The following is an 18646-nucleotide window of genomic DNA, read 5'->3' as shown; positions in this document are numbered from 1 at the left end:
GGTCGGCGAGAACGTGTTCTGCCAACCTCGCGGCCCGTGGGGAGCCCCCGCCGACGACCGGGCGGCCGAGCGGCGACCGCTCCGTGAACGCCCGGCGGGACCTTCGTCATCGGCCACCGGGGCCGAGCGCTCTGCCGCCCCGCGGGGCGTGGGCGAAGAGTCGGAGCATGAGCGGAACAGACTGCTCCCCCGGCGCGGGACCGTCGGCGATCTCGACGCGCGCGCTGGTCAAGGAGTTCGGCGCGACCCGGGCCCTCGACGGCCTCGACCTGGACGTCGTCACGGGCGAGGTGCACGGCTTCCTCGGCCCCAACGGGGCGGGCAAGACCACGACGATGCGGGTCCTGCTCGGCATGCTGCGCGCCTCGAGCGGGGAGGTCCGCCTGCTCGGCGGCGATCCGTGGCGCGACTCCGCCACCCTGCACCGGCGGCTCGCCTACGTCCCGGGCGAGGTCAACCTGTGGCCGAACCTCACCGGCGGCGAGGTGATCGACCTGCTCTCCGACCTGCGCGGCGGCCTGGTGCCGTCGCGCCGGTCGGAGCTGCTGGAGCGGTTCGAGCTGGACCCGACCAAGCAGGTCCGGGCCTACTCGAAGGGCAACCGGCAGAAGGTGGCGCTCGTCGCTGCCTTTGCCTCCGACGTCGACCTCTACCTGCTGGACGAGCCGACGTCGGGCCTGGACCCGCTGATGGAGTCGGTCTTCCAGGACGTCGTCCGGGCCGTGCGCGACCGGGGCCGCACCGTGCTGCTCTCGAGCCACATCCTCTCGGAGGTCGAGGCCCTCTGCGACCGGGTCACGATCATCCGCAACGGGCGCGCCGCCGAGTCCGGCACCTTCGCCGACCTGCGCCACCTCACCCGCACCAGCGTCGAGGTCGAGACCGCACGGCCGGCACCGCTGGCCGGCCTGGCCACCGTGCGGGACCTGGCGGTGGACGGCGACGTGGCGCGGTTCTCCGTGGAGGTCGCCGACCTGAACGCGGTGCTGAGCATGCTCGTCTCCTACGACGTCCGGTCGCTGACCTGCACGCCGCCGACCCTGGAGGAGCTGTTCCTGCGGCAGTACGGCGACCGGCTCGACGGATCCGCGGTGTTCGAGGCGGTGTGAGCGCGATGACCGCGACGATGTCCGCGACGGCGCCCGCACGGCTGGCCGAGCAGCTCGCGGGCACCGTCCGCCTGACGCGCCTCGCGGCGCGGCGCGACCGGTGGACCGCGGTCGCCTGGTGGGCCGGCCTCGGGCTCTTCGTCGCGGCGACCACGGCCCTGTTCGCGGACACCCTGTCCGACGCCGCCTACCTGGAGCAGGAGACCCGGTTGGTGGCGACCAACACGGGCATGCGGCTGATCGGCCTGACGTCGGGGCCGACGATCGGCGGCTACCTGCTGCACCGCGAGTTCGTCATGCTCGCGGCGCTCGCGGCCCTGATGAGCACGTTCGCCGTCATCCGGCACACCCGCCAGAACGAGGAGCTCGGCCGCGCCGAGGTGCTCGGCTCCACGGTGGTCGGGCGGTACGCCGCCCTGGCCGCGGCGGTGATCGTCGCGCTGGCCACCGACGTCGTCCTCGCGATCGTGCTGGGTCTGGCGATCGTCGCCGCCGGCCAGCCGGTCGCGGGCGCCTTCCTGGCCGGGGCCTCGATCGCCGCGGTCGGGGCGGTCTGGGTCGGCGTCGCCGCCGTGGCCTGCCAGCTCTCCTCCACCACCCGCGGGGCGGCCGGCGCCGCGGCCGGTGCGCTGGGCGCCGCGTTCGTGCTCGCCGGCGTCGGCAACATGCTCGGCACCGTGGACGAGGCCGGCCTGCGGGTGACCAGCGCCTGGCCGTCCTGGCTCTCCCCGATCGGGTGGGGCCAGCAGACCCGCCCGTTCAGCGACGCCACCTGGGCGCCGCTGCTCCTGGCCGCCGCGGCACTCGTCCTGCTCCTCGCCGCGGCGGCGGCGCTCGCCGCGCGGCGCGACCTGGGCCGGGGACTCTGGCCGGAGCGTCGGGGACACGGCTCCGCGGCGCGCTGGCTGCTCAGCCCGGTCGGCCTCACCTGGCGCCTCCAGCGCGGCGCCTTCGTCGGCTGGGCGGTCACCCTCGGGGCGTTCGGGCTGATCTTCGGCACGCTCACCGAGCAGATCCAGGACCTCGAGGGCGACGCCCAGGACTGGTGGACCCAGACCGGGGGCAGCGACGTGGTCGTCGACGGCTACCAGGCGTCGATCATCCAGATGGCCGGGATGTTCGTGGCGATCTACCTGGTCCAGGTGCTGCTGCGGATGCGGGTGGACGAGGCCGGCGGCACGCTCGAGTCGGTGCTCGCCACCGGCGTCACGCGGCCCCGGTGGGTGGCCGGCCACGTCGTCAACGGCGTCGCCGGCTCGGCCGCCCTCCTGGTGGTCTTCGGCGCCAGCATGGGCCTGACCTCCGGCCCGGTCCTCGGCGACACCGCCGGGCTGGTCGCGGACCTGGTCGGCGCAGCGCTGGCACAGCTGCCGGCCGCGCTGGTCGTCGGCGCCGCCGTGCTCGCCGCCGTCTCCCTGGCGCCGTCCCGGTCGGTGCCGCTGGGCTGGACGGTGGTGCTGGCCGCGCTCGTCGCCGGCCCGATGTTCGGCCCCACCCTGGGCCTGCCCGGGTGGCTCCAGGACCTCTCACCCTTCACCCACAGCCCCCAGGCGCCGGCGGTGCCCGTGACGGTCGGCGCGGTGCTGGCCCTCATCGGCGTCGCCGTCGCCCTCGTCGTGGTCGCGCTGCTCGCGCTGCGGCGACGCGACCTGACGCTGCCGGTGTGACCGGCGCGGCCCGCGGAGTCCCTCCGGGTATCGTCGACACGCCCCGTCACGCGACCGAAGGAGCTCCGTGCCCGCCTCCCGCCTGCTGCCCTCCGAGGAGGCCGTCGACCTGGTCGGCCTGGTCCGCGACCTGGCCACCAAGGAGTTGGCGCCGCTGGTCGCCGACGCGGAGCGCGACGAGCAGTTCCCCCGCGAGACGTTCCGGCTGCTCGGCCAGGCCGGCGTGCTGGGGCTCCCCTACCCCGAGCAGTACGGCGGTGGCGGGCTGCCCTACGAGGTCTACCTCCAGGTGCTGGAGGAGATCGGCGCCGTCTGGGCGAGCGTCGGGGTCGGCGTCTCCGTGCACGCGCTGAGCTGCTTCGGGCTGGCCACCGCGGGCACCGAGGAGCAGCGGCAGCGGTGGCTGCCCGACATGCTGGCCGGCGACCTGCTCGGCGCCTACTGCCTCTCCGAGCCGCACGCCGGATCGGATCCCGCCGCGATGACCACCCGCGCCCGGCGCGAGGGCGACGAGTACGTGATCACCGGCGCGAAGGCGTGGACCACGCACGGCGGCCGGGCGGACTACTACAAGGTGATGGCCCGCACCGGCGACGGGCGGGGCGACATCTCGTGCTTCCTGGTCCCCGGCGACGCCGACGGGCTGACCGCGGATCCGCCGGAGCACAAGATGGGCCTGACCGCGTCGGCGACCGCGACCATGCGGTTCGACGGGGTCCGGGTGCCCGTCGAGCGGCGCCTCGGTGAGGAGGGCGAGGGCCTGCGGATCGCGCTCGCCGGCCTGGACGCGGGTCGCCTGGGCATCGCCGCCGTCGCCACCGGCCTGGCCCAGGGCGCGCTCGACCACGCCCTCGCCTACGCCCGGCACCGGGAGACCTTCGGCGCCCGGATCATCGACCACCAGGGGCTCTCGTTCCTGCTGGCCGACATGGAGGCGGCGATCCAGACGGCCCGCGCCGCCACGCTGCACGCCGCCCGCCTCAAGGACGCCGGCCTCCCCTACGGCCGGGAGGCCTCGGTCGCCAAGCTCGTCGCCACGGACAACGCGATGAGGGTGACCACCGACGCGGTGCAGGTGCTCGGCGGCGCCGGCTACACCAAGGACTTCCCGGTCGAGCGGTTCATGCGCGAGGCGAAGGTGATGCAGATCTTCGAGGGCACCAACCAGATCCAGCGCCTGGTGATCGGCCGCTCGCTCGACAAGGGTGGCGACGGGCGGCTCTGGCACCGCTGAGGGCATCTGCGGTCACCGTTCGCCCGCGTCACATGGATTCTCGTTGGGTTGCGAGCCCGGAAGCGACCAGAATCCATGTGACGCGGACCCGGCGGGTCACCGGATGGCCCTCAGCCGCGCTCCGCGGCCGGCTCCGGCGCGCCGACCGGGGCGCCGCGGCGCCGCCAGGTCTGCGCCACGCCGAGCCCGACGAGCACGTCCCAGACCGCCCAGGCGGCGACCAGGAGCACGGCTCCGCCGAGGCCGTCGAAGTAGGCGAGGACGAGGATCAGCGCGAGGCCGGTGTTGCGCATGCCGATCTCGATGGTGGTGGCGCGCACGCTGTGCTCGGGGAGTCGCATGGCCCGGCCGACGCCGTACCCGGCGCCGAAGGAGACGGCGTTCTGGATGAGCACGGCCAGGGCCACGGCACCGAGGTGGGCGAGCATGATGTCGAGCTTCCCGGCGAGCGCGCCGAGGGAGACCGTGGTCAGCACCACGAGGGTGCCGATCTCGACCGGCTTGCGCATCCGGGCGGCGACGTCGGGCCAGCGGTGGGCGATCCAGATGCCGATGGCGAACGGGACGCCGATGAGGAAGACGATCTGGAACGCCATCTCGAGGGCGTCCAGGTGGATGGTCCGCATCAGCTGGTCGGTCTCGGGGTTGATCGAGCCCCAGAAGGCGAAGGCGAGCGGGGTGGCGATCAGCGCGACCCCGTTCGAGGCGGTCGTCAGCGAGACCGAGAGCGCGACGTCGCCGTGCGCCCGGTGGGTCATCAGGTTCGACAGGCTGCCCGAGGGGCAGCAGACGACGAAGACCATGCCCAGCGCCACGGACGGGACGACGTCGAGGACCGCGATCAGCCCGACGGTGATCGCCGGCAGCACGACGTACTGGGTGCCCAGCACGGCGGCGAAGACCCACGGGCGGCGGGCGACGACGCGGAAGTCCGACGGCTTGCTGTCGAGGGCGACCCCGAGCAGGAAGACCGCGATCAGGGCCTTCATCGCGAACTGGAAGGCGGGGTTGAGCTCGGTGGAGACATCGTTGATGCCCCCGGCCGCCAGCGGGATCAGGTCCATCGTCATCACGCCACTCCTTCTCCGAGGTAGGCCCGTTCCAGGGTGTCGGGGTCCGCGGCCAGCTCGGCGGCGGGACGGTCGAGGACGACCTCGCCGTGCACCAGCACCAGCCCTCGGTCGGCCACCTCGAGGGCGAGTCGGACGTGCTGCTCGACCAGTACGACGACCGCGCCGGTGTCGTCGGCGACGCGGCGCACCATCGGCATCAGGTCCTCCACGATCACCGGCGCCAGGCCCATCGACATCTCGTCGACCAGCAGCACCCGGGGGTCCTGCACCAGGGCGCGGGCGACGGCGAGCATCTGCTGCTCGCCGCCGGACAGCGAGCCGGCGGCCAGCCGGCGGCGGTCGGCCAGCGCCGGGAACCAGCCGAAGACCCGGTCCAGCGCGTCGCGGGATCGGCCGCCGCGGGCGGCGCGGATGTTCTCCTCCACCGTCAGCGTGGTGAACAGCGCCCGGTCGTCGGGCACCAGGACCACACCGGCCGCGGAGGCGGCGGCGGGCTGCCCGGCCCGGATCGGCGACCCGTCGATGCGCACCTCACCGGCCTGGGCCTTCAGCAGCCCCGCGAGGGTGGTGAGCAGGGTCGTCTTGCCGGCGCCGTTGGGGCCGAGCACCGCGACCACCGAGCCGGGCGCGGCGGCCAGGTCGAGCTCGCGGACGACGGTGATGTCGCCGTACCCGGCCCGCACGCCGCGGCACTCCAGCAGCGGCACGGAGGCCTGGTCGACGTCGGGCTCGGTCTGCATGGTCTGGCTCATCGGACCACCCCTCCCTCGAGCTCCCGGTCCTCCGGACGGTCGTCGGGACCGTCCGGATGCTCCTCGACGTGCTCCTCCACGTGCTGCTCCGCGTGGGACGAGCCGAGGTACGCCGCGGCCACCCGCGGGTCGCTGCGGATCCCCGCCGGGGCCGCGTGGGCGATGACCTCGCCGAAGTCGAGGACGTAGATGTCGTCGCAGACGTTGAGCACCAGGTGCATGTCGTGGTCGACCAGCAGGATCGCGACCCCGGCGTCGCGCAGCCGGCGCAGCCGCAGCCCGAGCCACTGGCTCTCGTTGCTGTCCAGGCCGCCCGCGGGCTCGTCGAGCAGCAGCACGCTCGGGTTGCCGATCAGCGCCCGGGCGATCGCGACCAGCTGCCGGCGGCCCTGGGAGAGCTCGCTGACCGGGCGCTCGGCGTACGGCGCCAGGTCGAGGAGCTCGAGGACGTCGGCCAGCTCGCGCGGCTCGCGGCCGACCGCCGCGGCCGCGCCGACCACGACGTTCTCCGCGACGGTCATGTCCTCGTAGAGCTCGGTGTGCTGGAACGTCCGCCCCAGCCCGGCCCGGACCCGCTGGTGGGGGCGGCGGCCCGACAGGTCGGCGCCGGCCAGCGCGACCGAACCCTCGGCGGTGGTGAAGCCGGTCAGCGCGTCGAGCAGGGTGGTCTTCCCGGCGCCGTTGGGGCCGATCAGGCCGACGATGGTCCCCGACCTCACGGTCAGGTCGACGCCGGCGACGGCGACCACGCCGCCGTACCGCACCCGCACGCCCACGGCGTCGAGCACCACCTCGCCACCCTCGACCGGGGGCATCGGCTCGAGCCGACCGCCGAGCGCGTCCTCGTCGGCGCTCGCCGACGTGGGGTCCGCTCCCTCCGGGGCCGCGGCGAGGGCCGCCTTGCGCCGCCGCCGGGCGATCGCCTCGTGGATCGGCCCGACGATCCCCTCGGGGTTGGCGATCACGGTGATCACCAGGCCGATGCCGGTGATCACGCCGTACCCGTCCCCGACGTCGACGCCGTTGTGCAGCAGGTAGGCCATCAACCCGCCGACCCCGGCGACGCCGGCGACGATGCCGCCCGACACGCTGGTGATGCCGGCCAGGTAGGCCATCGCGAAGACGGTGATGCCCAGGAGGGCGGTGAAGGAGGCGAAGGTGACCGTGCCCTCCATGTAGGCGAGCATGCTGCCGCCCAGGCCCGCGATGAAGGCGCCGATGGCGAAGGCGATCAGCTTCACCCGCACCACGGCGACGCCGGCTCCGGCGGCCGAGCGCTCGTTGGCGCGGACGGCGAGCATCTGGGACCCGAGCCGGGACAGGCGCAGCCGGGCGACCGCCACGGCCACCGCGACCAGGACGCCGAGCACGAGCAGCCCGAACGGGAGCCGCGGGTAGTCCAGGCCGATGCGTGCCCGCAGGTCGATGCCGAACAGCTCGGGGCCGGTGACCTCGGCGCCGACGGTGCCGACGTAGTCGGGGTTGTGGAACCAGACGGCCTCCAGCGCAACGGCCATCGCCAGGGTGACCACGGCGACCGGGAGCCCGCGGACACGCAGCGCCGGGAGCCCGACCGCCACGCCGACCACTGCGGCCACGGTGGCGGCGAGCAGCGGCGCGAGCGGGAACGGGATGCCCCAGCTGGTGGTCAGCGTGGCCAGCGTGAACCCCGCGACGCCGGCGAGCGTGAGCTGGGCGAAGGAGATCTGACCGGCGTAGCCGGTGACGACCACCTGCGAGAGCGCGACGATCCCGAAGATGAGGCTGGTGATCAGGGCGACCCGCCACTCCCCCTGGAAGGCGACCATCGCGATCCCGCCGACGACCAGGCCGACGACCGTCGGCAGCAGGATCGACCGCGGACGGGGCGCGCGACCGGTCGAGGCCCGGCCGACCACGCCGCGGCTGGGCAGCGGCTTGGCGCGGGCGACCAGCACGATCAGGATGACCAGCAGCGCGACCAGCTCGTCTCGGCCCGAGGTGGGCAGCCAGTCGTACTGCCCGGCGAGGTAGGTGAGGTCGGACTGCACCATCCCGATCGCCAGGCCACCCAGCACCGCGGGCAGGATCCGCTGGAAGTTGCCGAGCACCGCCGCGGCCAGCGCGGGCACGATGAGCAGCGTGAACCGGCTGGGCGTGAGCGCCACGATCGGCGAGATCAGGATCCCCGCCACGGACGCGACCGCGGCGCTGATCATCCAGTTGATCGCGGCGATCCGGTCCGGGCGGATGCCGCTGACGCAGGCGCCCTTCTCGGTCTCGGCGGCGGCGCGGGTGAGCAGGCCGAAGCGGGTGAACCGGTAGAGCCCGGCCAGGGCCAGGGCCATGCCGAGCACGATCAGCGCGAACCACACCCGGTCGCTGGTGACCCGGACGCCGCCGATCTCCCAGGCGTCGACCGGCAGGATCGGCTCGGTCTGCACGCCCTTGGTCCCGATCCGCTGCAGGAACAGCCCCGAGAGGGTCAGCATGACGCCGATCGAGGCGACCGCCTTGCCGACCGCCGGCACCGCCCGGATCGGACGGAACACGAGCAGGTAGAGGATCAGCCCGAAGACGGCGCAGATGAGCGTCGCGATCAGCAGCGCCGACCAGAAGGTGAGCGGGTCGCCGATGCTGACGGTCGCCGGCAGCCCCGGCACGGGGATGAACAGCTCGCCGCGCCGCAGGAACGCATAGGTGTAGGCGCCGAACAGCGCCATCGTCCCGGTGCTGAGGTTGACCACCCCGCTGCTGCGGAAGGTGATCACCAGGGTGAGCGCCAGCGCGGCGTAGATCGCGCCGTTGGCCAGGCCGAAGAAGAGGAAGACGACGTGCTGGGACATGGGGTGACCTGACCTCGGGCTCGGGTGCTCGGGAGGTGCGCGGGACGCGCGGGCGGTGAGGCGGGCGGTGCCGGAAGGGCCGGTCGGTGCCCCCGGGCTTCCGGGCGCTGGGGGCACCGACCGGGGTCGTCAGCCGGAGAAGACCTTCTCCTCGGTCGGGACGCCGTCCTCGCCGAGCGTGGCCACCAGAACCTGGCTCAGGCAGATGCCGGGCAGGAAGGAGGCCACCCTGTTCACGCCGCACTGGAACGTGAGGCCATTGCCCAGCGGCAGCATCTGCAGCGACCGCATCTTCTGCAGCACCGCGAGCACGGACTTCGCGTCCCCGGCCTCGGGGTCGGTCCCGACGGCGCGGAGGAAGGCCGTCACCGTCTGGTAGCCGATCTCGGTGAAGTCACCCGACGACGCGACGCCGTACTCGTCGACGACCGCGTTGTAGGTCTTGCGGTCCTCGTCCTCGGGGTCCTTGCTGAGGTTCGTGATCGAGCGGACGCCCTCCAGGCCGCCGGGGATGCCGGCGACCAGGTCGGCCGGGAAGACGCTCACCTGCGTGACCAGCGGGCCGGTGAACCCGAGCTGCTTGGCGGCCTTGATCACCGCGGCGACGAACTCGGTGCTGCCCAGGATCGTGAACTGCTCGGCGCCGCTGCTGATCGCCTGCTGGACCTGCGCGGTCGGGTCGGCGACCTGGGGCGAGATCGGGATCAGGTCGAGCTCGATCCCGGCCGCCTCGTACGCCGGCCGCGACAGCGACTCGACGGGGCCGGTGGCCGACGGGACGTCGACCACGACGATCGCGCCGCGCTTGACGTCGTTGTCCTTCGCGATGCCGAGCTGGGCGCCGGCGAGCCCGAGCGGGTTGTTGAGGACGAACCCGCGGTCGCTGCCCATGATGTCGGGGTCGGCGGTGTTGTTGATCATGAAGCCGATGCCGGACCCGTCGAGCGCCTCGAACGCCGAGTGGTCCTGGCCGGAGGTGCCGACGAGCACCGCGACCACGCCGTCCTTGGCGAACTTCACGCTGCAGGCCGTGGCGCCCGACGGGGTGCCGCCGGTGCCGCAGGTCTCGAGCTCGATCACGTGGCCGTTCATGCCGCCGAGGTAGTCGTTGGCGTAGTCGACCGCGGCCTGCGCGCCCTCCTCGGTGGCGGTGCCGTCGATCCCCTCGGTCTTGCCCTCGGAGAGGAAGCCGACCTTGACCGGGGAGCCGGTCGCCTCGTTCGGCTCGCCGAGGTCCGCCACGTCGGAGGCCGCCTTGTCCTCGGCCGGAGACGTGGCTCCGCTCTCGCTGCAGGCACCCAGCAGTGCCAGGCAGCCCACGAGCGCGATCGCAGTCCCCCTGCCGCCAGTGATCTTGCTACGCATCGACTCATCCTCCGCACGGGTCGGCCCTCGGCCGTAGCCACCCGACGCCGTTCCCAGCGCCCTCGACTACGTGATGGCAATCACAATTGATCCGAGTTTGATCATTCGGCTAGACACCTGTCAAGGGGCCTCGCCCCAGAATTTGCCCACCCGTTCAGATTGGCGCCGAAGGTCAACGCGGCAGATCTGGACAGTTGCCCAGATTCATGTCTGACTACGCCCCGCGAGCCATGACCGACCGGCATGGCCGACGAGACGGAGGTCCCCATGCACCGACGCATCCGCCCCCTCGCCGTACTCGCGGCGACACTCCCCCTGATCGCCGCCGGCACGCTCACCGCCAGCGACGCCGCCGTGGCAACCGGCGATCGAGCCCCCCGCCCGGAGAACGGCTACACGCTGCTCTTCGTCCGGCACGCCGCGACCGACTACTCCCCGCCCGAGGAGGAGCTCAACGCGGAGGGCATCGAGCAGGCGGCCGCGCTCGCCGAGGCACTGCACGACGAGCCGATCGACGCCGTCTACACCTCGATGATGGTGCGGGCCTTCCAGACCGGCGACGACGTCGCCGCCGACCACGACCTCCCGCTGATCGCCGACGCGGGCATCAGCGAGGTGGGGTTCGACGTCGAGGCGTTCCCGGAGGACGTGAACCCGCAGCTGTACCTCTACGAGATCCTCACGAAGTGGCTCAACGGCGTCGATCGCGACCAGGGGTTCGGCGGAGAGAGCTACGACGAGGTCGCCGCGCGCTGGGGCGAGTGGTGGGCCTCGGTGGTGGCCGAGCACCGCAACGACCGCGGCACCGGCGTCGTCGTCGCCCACGGCGCCGTGCTCGGGCTGATGCTGCCCGCCACCTGCGCCACCCCGGTGCCCGCCGAGTTCGCCCTGCGCCACCCGCTGCCGAACACCGGCATCATCGAGGCCCGCCTGGAGCGGAACGGCACGCTGACCTGCCTGACCTGGGACGGCACCCCCTTGCCGTGACAGCCGCGCAGCGCCGCCGCGACCCGCGAAGCCGACCGGGTCGCGGCGGCCTGCTGATCATCCGCCTAGACACCTGTCCAGCATCGTCCTAGGGTCGGTCCGTCCCCCACCGCTCCGCGACGACGCGCGCCGACCCCGGCGCCGCCGCGGGAAAGGATCACCGATGCCCGACGCACTGATCGTCTCTGCCGCCCGCACCCCGATCGGGCGCGCCCGGAAGGGCTCGCTCGCCCGGGTCGACGCGTTCGAGCTGGCCGAGGTCGCGGTCGGCGCGGCCATCGAGCGAGCCGGCTTTCCCGCCGCGGCCATCGACGACCTCGTGCTCGCCGAGAGCTACCAGGGCGGCGGTGTGATCGGGCGCAACGTCGCCGTCCGGCTCGGCATGCCCGGCGTGCCCGCCCAAGCCACCAACCGCCACTGCGCGTCGGGCCTCACGGCACTGGCCACCGCCGCGGCCTCCATCCGCGCCGGGATGGACCGGGTGGTCGTCGCCGGCGGTACCGAGTCGATGAGCACCCAGCCGATGACCACGAAGCCGGGGCCCGACGGCACCCCCGCGTGGTGGATGTCGGAGCCGAATCCCTCGACCCCGCAGGCACCGGCCTTCGACATGCCGCTCACCGTCGGGGAGAACACGGCCCGCCACGCAGGCCTGACCCGGACCGACGTCGACGAGTGGGCCGTCTACAGCCACGCACGGGCCGTCGCGACCCAGGACGCCGGCGGCTTCGCGGCCGAGATCGTGCCGGTCGAGCACGCCGGGGGCCGGTTCGACACCGACGAGCACCCCCGTCGCGGCACCACCCTGGAGGTGCTCGCTGCGCTGCCGGTGCTGAAGCCGGACCTGGACCACCCGACCGTCACCGCGGGGAACGCGGCGGGGCTCAACGACGCGGCCGCGGCCGTCGCGATCACCGCCAGCGACTTCGCCACCGCGCACGGCCTCGAGCCGCTCGCCCGGATCCGCTCCTGGGCCGCCGTGGGCGTGCCGCCGGAGCTGACCGGGACGGCGCCGTCCACGGCGATCCCGAAGGCACTCGAGCGCGCGGGCCTCACCCTGGAGGACGTCGACCTGTTCGAGATCAACGAGGCCTTCTGCTCGGTCCCGGTCGCGGCCGTCCGCGCGCTGGGCCTGGACGCCACGCGGGTCAACGTCAACGGGAGCGGCGCGAGCCTGGGCCACCCCATCGCCGCCACCGGCGCACGCATGGTCGTGACGATGATCCACGAGCTGCGCCGCCGCGGCGCGTCCGTCGGCGTGGTCTCGATGTGCGCCGGCGGAGGGATGGGGTCGGCCATGGTCCTCGAGATCGCCTGATCCGCGATGCGCCACCCCGACGACGGGCCGACGACGTACGCGGCCACCGACCGACTGCCGTCCGGCGTCGCGGTGCACACGTGGACGCCGCGGGAGCCCGTCGCGACGATCGTCCTCCAGCACGGCATCAACGAGGACGCCCACAGCTTCGTCACCCAGCACGGGGCCCTCGTCCCGCGCCTGGTGGACGCCGGGTTCACGGTGCTGGCCCTCGACCTGTGGGGCCACGGCGACTCCCCCGGCGCGCGCGGGCACGCCAGCATCCGGCGCGCCGCCCTCGACCACCGCGCCGTCCGGGGCCGCGCGACCGACACCGGTCTCCCGACCTTCCTCCTGGGGTACTCCCTGGGCGGCGTGCTCACGGCACGCGCCGTCGTGGAGGACGCCCGTCGTCCGGCGGCGGCGCCACCGGTGCGGGGGGTCGTGCTGGTCAGTCCCGCCTTCTCGCGCCGCCTCAGCCGGGTCGAGCGGCGATCCATGGGCCTGATGGCGGCACTCGGGCGGAGGACGCTGCCGATGCACCCGGAGGGTGCGGCCCGCGACGGCGGCCGCCAGGTCTCGCTGGCCCTGGGCGTCACCGCAGCCGACAGCAGCGCGCTGGTGCTCGACGCCGTGGACGCGTGGGAGCGCCCCACGCTCGTCGTCCGCGGCTCGGCCGACCGCGTCACGGACCCGCGCACCTCCGCCGCGTTCGCCCGCAGCGTGGCGGCGGCGGACGTCACCCACCGCACGGTCGACGGCGCCGGCCACCGGGTGCTCGACGCCGACGACGGCGCGGTCGCGCAGGGCGTCGTCGACTGGTGCCGCGAGCGGATCGCAGGCCCGGAGCGCCCGGCGGGGCCCCATGACTGAGGGACGCGCGGAGGCCGCCGAGAATCTGGCGAACTGATCAAAAGGCCGCGTAGGCTGGCCGGATGACCTCCGCTCCCGCCCGCCGACCCGGCCGCCGCAACGACGTCGACGTGCCGACGGTGCTGATCGACACCGCCGAGCGGATGTTCGGCGAGAGCAGCGTCGATGCCGTCTCCCTCCGCGCCGTGGCCCGCGAGGCCGGCGTCGCGCCGGCGGCGGTCACCTACCACTTCCCCACCAAGGAGGCGCTGGCGGCCGCCGTCGTCTCGCGCCGCGGCGCGCCGGTCGGCGAGGCGACCCGCGAGCGGCTGGCAGCCCTGGCGCGAGAGCCCGGCGAGGTCACCGCGCTGGCGGTGGTCCGCGCCATCCTCGACCCCCTGGCGGCCGTGGTCGAGGAGGACCCCGAGGCGGGGCTGAACTGGCTGCGGGTGATGACCTGGGCGGCGACCAGCCGCTACTCGTCCTTCTACGACCGCCTGGAGGACCGCAGCGTCAACGCCCTCTTCGCCCAGGCGGTGTCGCGCGCGACCGACTGGCCGGAGCGGCCGATGCGCCGGCGTACCGGGATCGCGATGTTCGCGATGCTGACCGCGCTGTCGACCGCGGACCGCCAGGGCTACACCTCCGCGGTCGACGCGCGCGGCATCGACCCGGAGTTCCTGGCCGACCTCGCCGCGTTCACCGCCGCCGGGCTCACCGCACCACTCTCCGACTGACCGGGGCGCGCCCTACCCGGTGACGATGTCGACGGCCGCCACCAGCTCCTCGGCCAGGTCGTCGAACGCCACGATCCCGGCGCCGGCCTCGACCATCGCACCCGTCAGCACGTACTCCAGCGTGCGCACCAGCCCCGGCCGGGCGTCCTCACCGAGCGCCTCCGCGAAGAGCCCGACGAAGTGGCGACCAATCGCCAGCCGCAGCTCCGCGACCGCGGGATCGCCACCGAGCAGGCTCTTGTTGGCGGCCGTCGCCAGCGCCGGCGACGCGCCCACCAGGGCCGCGATCCAGCGCACGACCTGGCGCAGCCGCTCACGCGGGTCGCCGGCGAGCTCCGGCCCCTCGGCCGTCGCGACCAGCCGCCAGTAGAGCGTCGCGAACAGGTGGTCCTTGCTGGAGAAGTAGGTGTACGCCGTCGCCGGGGACAGTCCGGCGCGGGCCGCGATCAGGCGGATCGTCAGCTCGTCGTACGGCATCTCGTCCAGCAGCGCCTCGGTGGCGGCGAACAGCCGCTCGACGGTCTCGACCTGCCGGGCGTTCAGCCCGGGGTGCGGCAGTGCGTAGGGAGTGCTCATCAGGACGCCAGCCTAAGGCGTCGGCCCCTCAGAGCCTGCCGGCCGCGCGCAGCGCGATCAGCTTCTCGGTCGCGGCCATCGCATTGGTGCCGTTCGGCCACCCGGCGTAGTGGTGCAGGTGCAGCGCCAGCTCGCGCAGCTGGTCGTCGGTGAGCTCTCCGGCGGCGACCGCTCCCCGCAGCTGGACCTCGAGCAGGTCCGCACGGCCGAGCATCGCGGTGAGCCCCAGCGTGACCAGGCGGCGGTCGCGGACGGTGAGCCGGCCCCGACCCCACACCTCGGCGAAGAGGTGGTCGACCGTCTGCTCGACCGACGGCGACGCGAGCGACGGCTCGGTGACGTTGGCGCTGTAGCCGTCGCCGTAGACCCGGTCCATCATGGCCAGGCCCCGGGCCCGGGGCTCGTCGGGCAGCGGCTCCTCGAGCGACCCCTCGTACACGGGACGGACCCGCGGGCGGGTCACGTCGGCCAGGGGCACCTCGACCCCCAGCTCGCCGGCGAGCTCCTGCGCCGCGGCCAGGTCCTTCTCGGCCAGGCCGGCGGCGGACTCGACCTGGTCGGCGGGGACCTGCCAGCCCTGGGCCAGCAGGTCGAGGTGGAGCAGCGGCCCGACGCCGCCGTTGCCCTGGCGGAGCACCTCGAGGAGCTTCTCGGGCGCGACCCCGCCGGCGGCGGCCAACGACGTCGCCTCGCGGACCGCCGCCCACTGCGCGTAGGTGGTCAGGTTGCGGGCGAGCTTCGCGACCATGCCGGTGCCGCTCGCGCCGCAGTGCACGACAGCCTTGGAGAAGCCCTCCAGCACCGGCATCGCGCGACCGACGGCCTCGTCGGGGCCGCCGACCATGGTCACCAGCCCCTTCTTGGCGGCCGAGGTCCCGTTCGTGACTCCGGCGTCGAGCAACGACACCTCGTGCCGGGCACACAGCTCGCCCAGGTCGCGCACCGCAGCGAGCGAGACGGTCGAGAGCAGCACCACGACCAGGCCCGGCCGGGCCGCGGCGAGCACGCCGCGCTCCCCCTCCAGCACCTCCCTCGCCTGGTCGGCCGTGACCACGGCGAGGACGACCACGTCACTGACGCGGGCCACGTCACCCGGGGTCGCGGACAGCGCGGGGACGCCCTCGAGACCGTCGGCGGCGTCGGGGCGTACGTCGTGGACGGCGGCCGCGGGCGCCCCGCTCGCGGCCAGGCTGACGGCGACGCCGGCACCGATCATGCCGAGCCCGATGACGCCGGCACGCGGCCGACCGGTCGGCAGGTCGGCGGCGGCGTCGGTGGTGGTCGTGGTCATCGGACGGCTCCTCGTGGTGGCGGCGACCCGGCCCGCGGCGCGCCGGGTCCGGGCGCCGCGATGCGGTGGGTGGTCGCCACAATGTAGGCAGTTGATCAAACAGTTGTCCAGGATTGACGCCGGACCCCTGGACCCTCGTCTGAACATATGACTAAATAGTGCCCTCCAGCTTGCCTCCCACACCATCCAAGGACGGATCCGTGTACCAGGACCTGACCCGCGACCAGCTCGCCCGGCTGCTGCCCGAGCTGATGCTCAGCGGCCACATGATCGATCGGGCCGCGATGGCCTACCTGCTCGGCGAGTTCGGCCCGGAGGGGCAGAAGGACGTCGCCATCGAGGAGTGGATGGGCGCGAGCCCGGTCTACACGCGGCGACTGCGCGAGGCGCTCCAGGTCACCGGCGACACGGTCGAGGACATCTGCAAGGTCCTTCAGTTCGACGTCGGGGCGCCCCCGCAGTTCCTGGACTTCCGCTACTTCCTCGACGATCCGTACCACGGCGGCTTCCGCAACGAGTTCTGCGGCGCCCTGGTCGACGCGGAGCCCCTGGGCGAGGAGATCGTGCGGCTGATGTGCCACGACATCCAGGACCCGACCTTCGACGCGACGGCGACGGCGACCAACCCGAGGGCGCGGTTCCGCCCGGTGCACCGGCCGCCGCGGGTACCGGCCGACCGGACGCCGCACTGCCACTGGCTGATCTCGATCGACCCCGACAACGAGCCGCTGCCGACACCGCAGGAGGCGGTGGTCGTCGAGGGGACCGAGTGCGCGTCGCTGCCGCTCGCCCCGATCGACGCGGACGACGCGAGCGGCCTCAACGACTACACCGGCCCGCTCTTCACCGACATCCGGTTCGACCAGTGGTCGCGCTCGGCGCTGCTCCGGCTCGCCGACGAGGTCGCCCTCCAGCACCACCTGCTGGCGCTCGCCTTCGAGCGCTCGGTCGAGCGGCGCGCCGACCGCGACACCGCGGCGGAGATGTCGCGCAAGCAGTTCACCGGGGTCGCCGGTCTCACCGCGGCCCGGCTCAGGGACTGCCTCGGCCTCGGCGACACCGCCGAGGACGTCGCCACCGTGGTCAACCTGCACCCGGCGTTCAAGCCGCTGGAGTACTGCGGCGTCCGCGCGGCGGTCGAGGGCGACGAGGTCGTCGTCCGGGTGCCGCTGGACGGCCCGGCGGCGCGGGACCTGGCCTGGCAGTCCACGCTCTCCACCGCCCATCTCGAACCCTTCGAGGCACTCGGGGTCGGGGTCGACGCCCACTGGTGCGAGGTGAGCGGGACGACCGAGCACACCGCCGAGGGCGACGTGCTGGTCGTCCGGATGGCGCGCTCGGCCACGCCGGCCGAGCGGCGCGACGAGGTGAAGCTGACCTACCTCTCCGCCGGCGCCGGCTGGGTCTTCGAGGACCGGGGCGTCCCCGGCACCGTCATCCCGCTGAACATCACCCCCGTCTGAGGAGGCCGCACGTGAACGAGCAGTCGACCCCGGCGATCCGCGTCGCCCAGTGGGCCACCGGCGCGGTCGGACAGGAGGCGATCCGCGGTGTGCTGGATGCCCCGGGCCTGGTCCTCGCCGGCGCCCTGGTCACCTCGCCCGACAAGGACGGCGTCGACGTCGGCGAACTGGCCGGGCGCGCCCCGGTCGGCGTCACCGCGACGCTCGACGTCGAGCGGCTGCTGGAGGGCCGGCCCGACGTGGTCGTCTACGCACCCCGTACGCCGTCGCTGGACGACGTCTGCCTGCTGCTCGCCCGCGGCGTCGACGTCGTCACCACCGCCTTCGCCTTCCACCCGGAGCGGCTGCCCGATGACCAGCGCGAGCAGCTGACCCGCGCCTGCCGCGACGGCGGCACCTCGTTCCACGCCTCGGGGCTCAACCCCGGCGGCTTCAGCGCCGCCGCCCCGCTCGCCCTCTCCGGCCTGGTGCGCCGCCTGGAGCGGCTGACGATCGTCGAGCGCGCCGACTGGTCGGTCTACGAGAGCACCGAGATCACCTTCGAGCAGATGCGCTTCGGCCGCCCGCCGGAGGAGGTGACCCTCGACCTCGCTCCGTCGCTCGCGTTCACCTCCGACCTGTTCGCGCAGCAGGTATGGCTGCTCGGGGACAGCCTGCGGGCCGCGCTCGACGAGGTCGTCGTCGAGCACGAGATCGCGGTGGCGATGGAGCCCGTCAAGGTCTTCGATCGCGTCGTCGAGCCCGGCACCGTCAACGGCCAGCGGTTCCGCTGGGTCGGCCGGCACGCCGGCGAGGAGCGGGTCGTCATCGAGGCGATCTGGACGCTCGGCGGCGTCGACACCGACTGGCCCGAGCACGACCACGGGTGGACGGTGCGGATCGAGGGCGACCCGTCGGTCCAGGCGCACCTGATCACCCTGGCCAGCTTCGAGCACCCCCGGGAGATGGCCGACCACGTGCGCGCGGCGAGCGTGGCCACGGCCATGCACGTGGTCAACGCGGTCCCCCACGTGCACGGCGCAGCCCCCGGCGTACTGACCGCGGCGGACCTGCCCCTGGTCTCCAGCCTGCAGGGCTTCGGCGGCTGACCACTCGAGGCGACGGGACGAGCAAGCTCCTCCCCGCGACGCCACGAGCGCTGGACCGGGGTCGTGTGCCTGAGACCCCGGCATCGCGATGCCTCAGGCACACGACCCGAGCCGCCGCCGAGCGTGGGCGGGGTCGTGTGCCCCACACATCGGAATCCCGATGCCTCAGGCACGCGACCCGGATCGCATCAGCCCGGTGGGGCATGTAACACGCTGTCCACCGGCCTACCCGGCCGTTCCCGTCGCTTCCAGCACGCCGCAACGGGATCGAACCAACGCCAACGACCGACCAGAGCGCCGAACAGCGTGTTACATGCCCAACGCCCACCC

At 73.7% G+C, this 18646-nt stretch carries 15 protein-coding genes; 9 read left to right on the top strand and 6 right to left on the bottom strand.

Going from position 1 to position 18646, the window contains the following annotated elements; translation table 11 throughout:
• Positions 1 to 167 precede the first annotated feature (167 nt).
• From ABLM29_RS10690 to ABLM29_RS10680, 3 genes are all read left to right on the top strand, one after another.
• On the top strand, positions 168 to 1109 hold the full coding sequence (locus ABLM29_RS10690) for an ABC transporter ATP-binding protein (RefSeq protein ID WP_349714092.1): 942 nt from the start codon (positions 168 to 170) through the stop codon (positions 1107 to 1109).
• Positions 1110 to 1114: 5 nt separating this feature from the next.
• Positions 1115 to 2776: an ABC transporter permease gene (locus ABLM29_RS10685; protein ID WP_349714091.1), complete on the top strand. Its 1662-nt coding sequence runs from the start codon at positions 1115 to 1117 to the stop codon at positions 2774 to 2776.
• 67 nt (positions 2777 to 2843) lie between these two features.
• Positions 2844 to 4010, top strand: a complete 1167-nt coding sequence (locus tag ABLM29_RS10680) for an acyl-CoA dehydrogenase family protein (RefSeq protein WP_349714090.1) — start codon at positions 2844 to 2846, stop codon at positions 4008 to 4010.
• 110 nt (positions 4011 to 4120) lie between these two features.
• Here ABLM29_RS10680 and ABLM29_RS10675 read toward each other — a convergent pair whose 3' ends face one another.
• From ABLM29_RS10675 to ABLM29_RS10660, 4 genes are all read right to left on the bottom strand, one after another.
• The gene (locus ABLM29_RS10675) at positions 4121 to 5080 is read right to left on the bottom strand and encodes a bile acid:sodium symporter family protein (RefSeq protein WP_349714089.1); all 960 of its coding nucleotides are present in this window, start codon (positions 5078 to 5080) and stop codon (positions 4121 to 4123) included.
• Positions 5080 to 5835 (bottom strand): ABC transporter ATP-binding protein, encoded by a 756-nt coding sequence (locus ABLM29_RS10670; RefSeq protein ID WP_349714088.1) that lies wholly within the window; start codon positions 5833 to 5835, stop codon positions 5080 to 5082. The genes ABLM29_RS10675 and ABLM29_RS10670 overlap by 1 nt, the downstream gene beginning before the upstream one ends.
• Positions 5832 to 8660, bottom strand: coding sequence for an ABC transporter permease subunit (locus ABLM29_RS10665; protein ID WP_349714087.1), 2829 nt, complete (start codon positions 8658 to 8660; stop codon positions 5832 to 5834). Before ABLM29_RS10665 ends, ABLM29_RS10670 begins: the two co-directional genes overlap by 4 nt.
• Before the next feature lie 129 nt (positions 8661 to 8789).
• Positions 8790 to 10025: an ABC transporter substrate-binding protein gene (locus ABLM29_RS10660; RefSeq protein ID WP_349714086.1), complete on the bottom strand. Its 1236-nt coding sequence runs from the start codon at positions 10023 to 10025 to the stop codon at positions 8790 to 8792.
• A 267-nt stretch (positions 10026 to 10292) separates the two neighbouring features.
• On the opposite strand from ABLM29_RS10660, the gene ABLM29_RS10655 reads away from it, so the two are divergent.
• The 4 genes from ABLM29_RS10655 (at position 10293) to ABLM29_RS10640 (ending at position 13898) form a co-directional block, all read left to right on the top strand.
• Positions 10293 to 11012 (top strand): histidine phosphatase family protein, encoded by a 720-nt coding sequence (locus tag ABLM29_RS10655; protein WP_349714085.1) that lies wholly within the window; start codon positions 10293 to 10295, stop codon positions 11010 to 11012.
• A 163-nt stretch (positions 11013 to 11175) separates the two neighbouring features.
• Positions 11176 to 12330: a thiolase family protein gene (locus tag ABLM29_RS10650; protein WP_349714084.1), complete on the top strand. Its 1155-nt coding sequence runs from the start codon at positions 11176 to 11178 to the stop codon at positions 12328 to 12330.
• A 6-nt stretch (positions 12331 to 12336) separates the two neighbouring features.
• On the top strand, positions 12337 to 13182 hold the full coding sequence (locus ABLM29_RS10645) for an alpha/beta fold hydrolase (protein WP_349714083.1): 846 nt from the start codon (positions 12337 to 12339) through the stop codon (positions 13180 to 13182).
• Between the two features lie 62 nt (positions 13183 to 13244).
• Entirely contained in the window at positions 13245 to 13898 is a 654-nt protein-coding gene (locus tag ABLM29_RS10640; RefSeq protein ID WP_349714082.1) for a TetR/AcrR family transcriptional regulator, read from the top strand.
• 12 nt (positions 13899 to 13910) lie between these two features.
• On the opposite strand, the gene ABLM29_RS10635 is transcribed toward ABLM29_RS10640, so the two are convergent.
• On the bottom strand, positions 13911 to 14474 hold the full coding sequence (locus ABLM29_RS10635) for a TetR/AcrR family transcriptional regulator (protein WP_349714081.1): 564 nt from the start codon (positions 14472 to 14474) through the stop codon (positions 13911 to 13913).
• Between the two features lie 28 nt (positions 14475 to 14502).
• Positions 14503 to 15765 (bottom strand): NAD(P)-binding domain-containing protein, encoded by a 1263-nt coding sequence (locus ABLM29_RS10630; RefSeq protein WP_349714080.1) that lies wholly within the window; start codon positions 15763 to 15765, stop codon positions 14503 to 14505.
• Between the two features lie 200 nt (positions 15766 to 15965).
• Here ABLM29_RS10630 and ABLM29_RS10625 point away from each other — a divergent pair, with 200 nt between their 5' ends.
• Both ABLM29_RS10625 and ABLM29_RS10620 read left to right on the top strand, forming a co-directional pair.
• Positions 15966 to 17228, top strand: coding sequence for a hypothetical protein (locus ABLM29_RS10625; protein WP_349714079.1), 1263 nt, complete (start codon positions 15966 to 15968; stop codon positions 17226 to 17228).
• Positions 17229 to 17239: 11 nt separating this feature from the next.
• A complete protein-coding gene (locus ABLM29_RS10620) occupies positions 17240 to 18316 on the top strand; it encodes an NAD(P)H-dependent amine dehydrogenase family protein (protein ID WP_349714078.1) in 1077 nt (358 codons plus the stop codon).
• Positions 18317 to 18646: the final 330 nt, after the last annotated feature.

The sequence above is a fragment of the Nocardioides sp. YIM 152588 genome, from assembly GCF_040191335.1.
Classification (GTDB): Bacteria; Actinomycetota; Actinomycetes; order Propionibacteriales; family Nocardioidaceae; genus Nocardioides.
The sequence above is the reverse complement of the archived record's forward strand: the minus strand, read 5'-3'. Positions and strand labels throughout refer to the sequence as shown.

Coding starts and splice junctions, on each gene's coding strand:
- ABLM29_RS10690 (WP_349714092.1), top strand. CDS start 168: ATGAGCGGAACAGACTGCTCCCCCGGCGCGGGACCGTCGGCGATCTCG.
- ABLM29_RS10685 (WP_349714091.1), top strand. CDS start 1,115: ATGACCGCGACGATGTCCGCGACGGCGCCCGCACGGCTGGCCGAGCAG.
- ABLM29_RS10675 (WP_349714089.1), bottom strand. CDS start 5,080: ATGACGATGGACCTGATCCCGCTGGCGGCCGGGGGCATCAACGATGTC.
- ABLM29_RS10670 (WP_349714088.1), bottom strand. CDS start 5,835: ATGAGCCAGACCATGCAGACCGAGCCCGACGTCGACCAGGCCTCCGTG.
- ABLM29_RS10665 (WP_349714087.1), bottom strand. CDS start 8,660: ATGTCCCAGCACGTCGTCTTCCTCTTCTTCGGCCTGGCCAACGGCGCG.
- ABLM29_RS10660 (WP_349714086.1), bottom strand. CDS start 10,025: ATGCGTAGCAAGATCACTGGCGGCAGGGGGACTGCGATCGCGCTCGTG.
- ABLM29_RS10655 (WP_349714085.1), top strand. CDS start 10,293: ATGCACCGACGCATCCGCCCCCTCGCCGTACTCGCGGCGACACTCCCC.
- ABLM29_RS10650 (WP_349714084.1), top strand. CDS start 11,176: ATGCCCGACGCACTGATCGTCTCTGCCGCCCGCACCCCGATCGGGCGC.
- ABLM29_RS10645 (WP_349714083.1), top strand. CDS start 12,337: ATGCGCCACCCCGACGACGGGCCGACGACGTACGCGGCCACCGACCGA.
- ABLM29_RS10640 (WP_349714082.1), top strand. CDS start 13,245: ATGACCTCCGCTCCCGCCCGCCGACCCGGCCGCCGCAACGACGTCGAC.
- ABLM29_RS10635 (WP_349714081.1), bottom strand. CDS start 14,474: ATGAGCACTCCCTACGCACTGCCGCACCCCGGGCTGAACGCCCGGCAG.
- ABLM29_RS10630 (WP_349714080.1), bottom strand. CDS start 15,765: ATGACCACGACCACCACCGACGCCGCCGCCGACCTGCCGACCGGTCGG.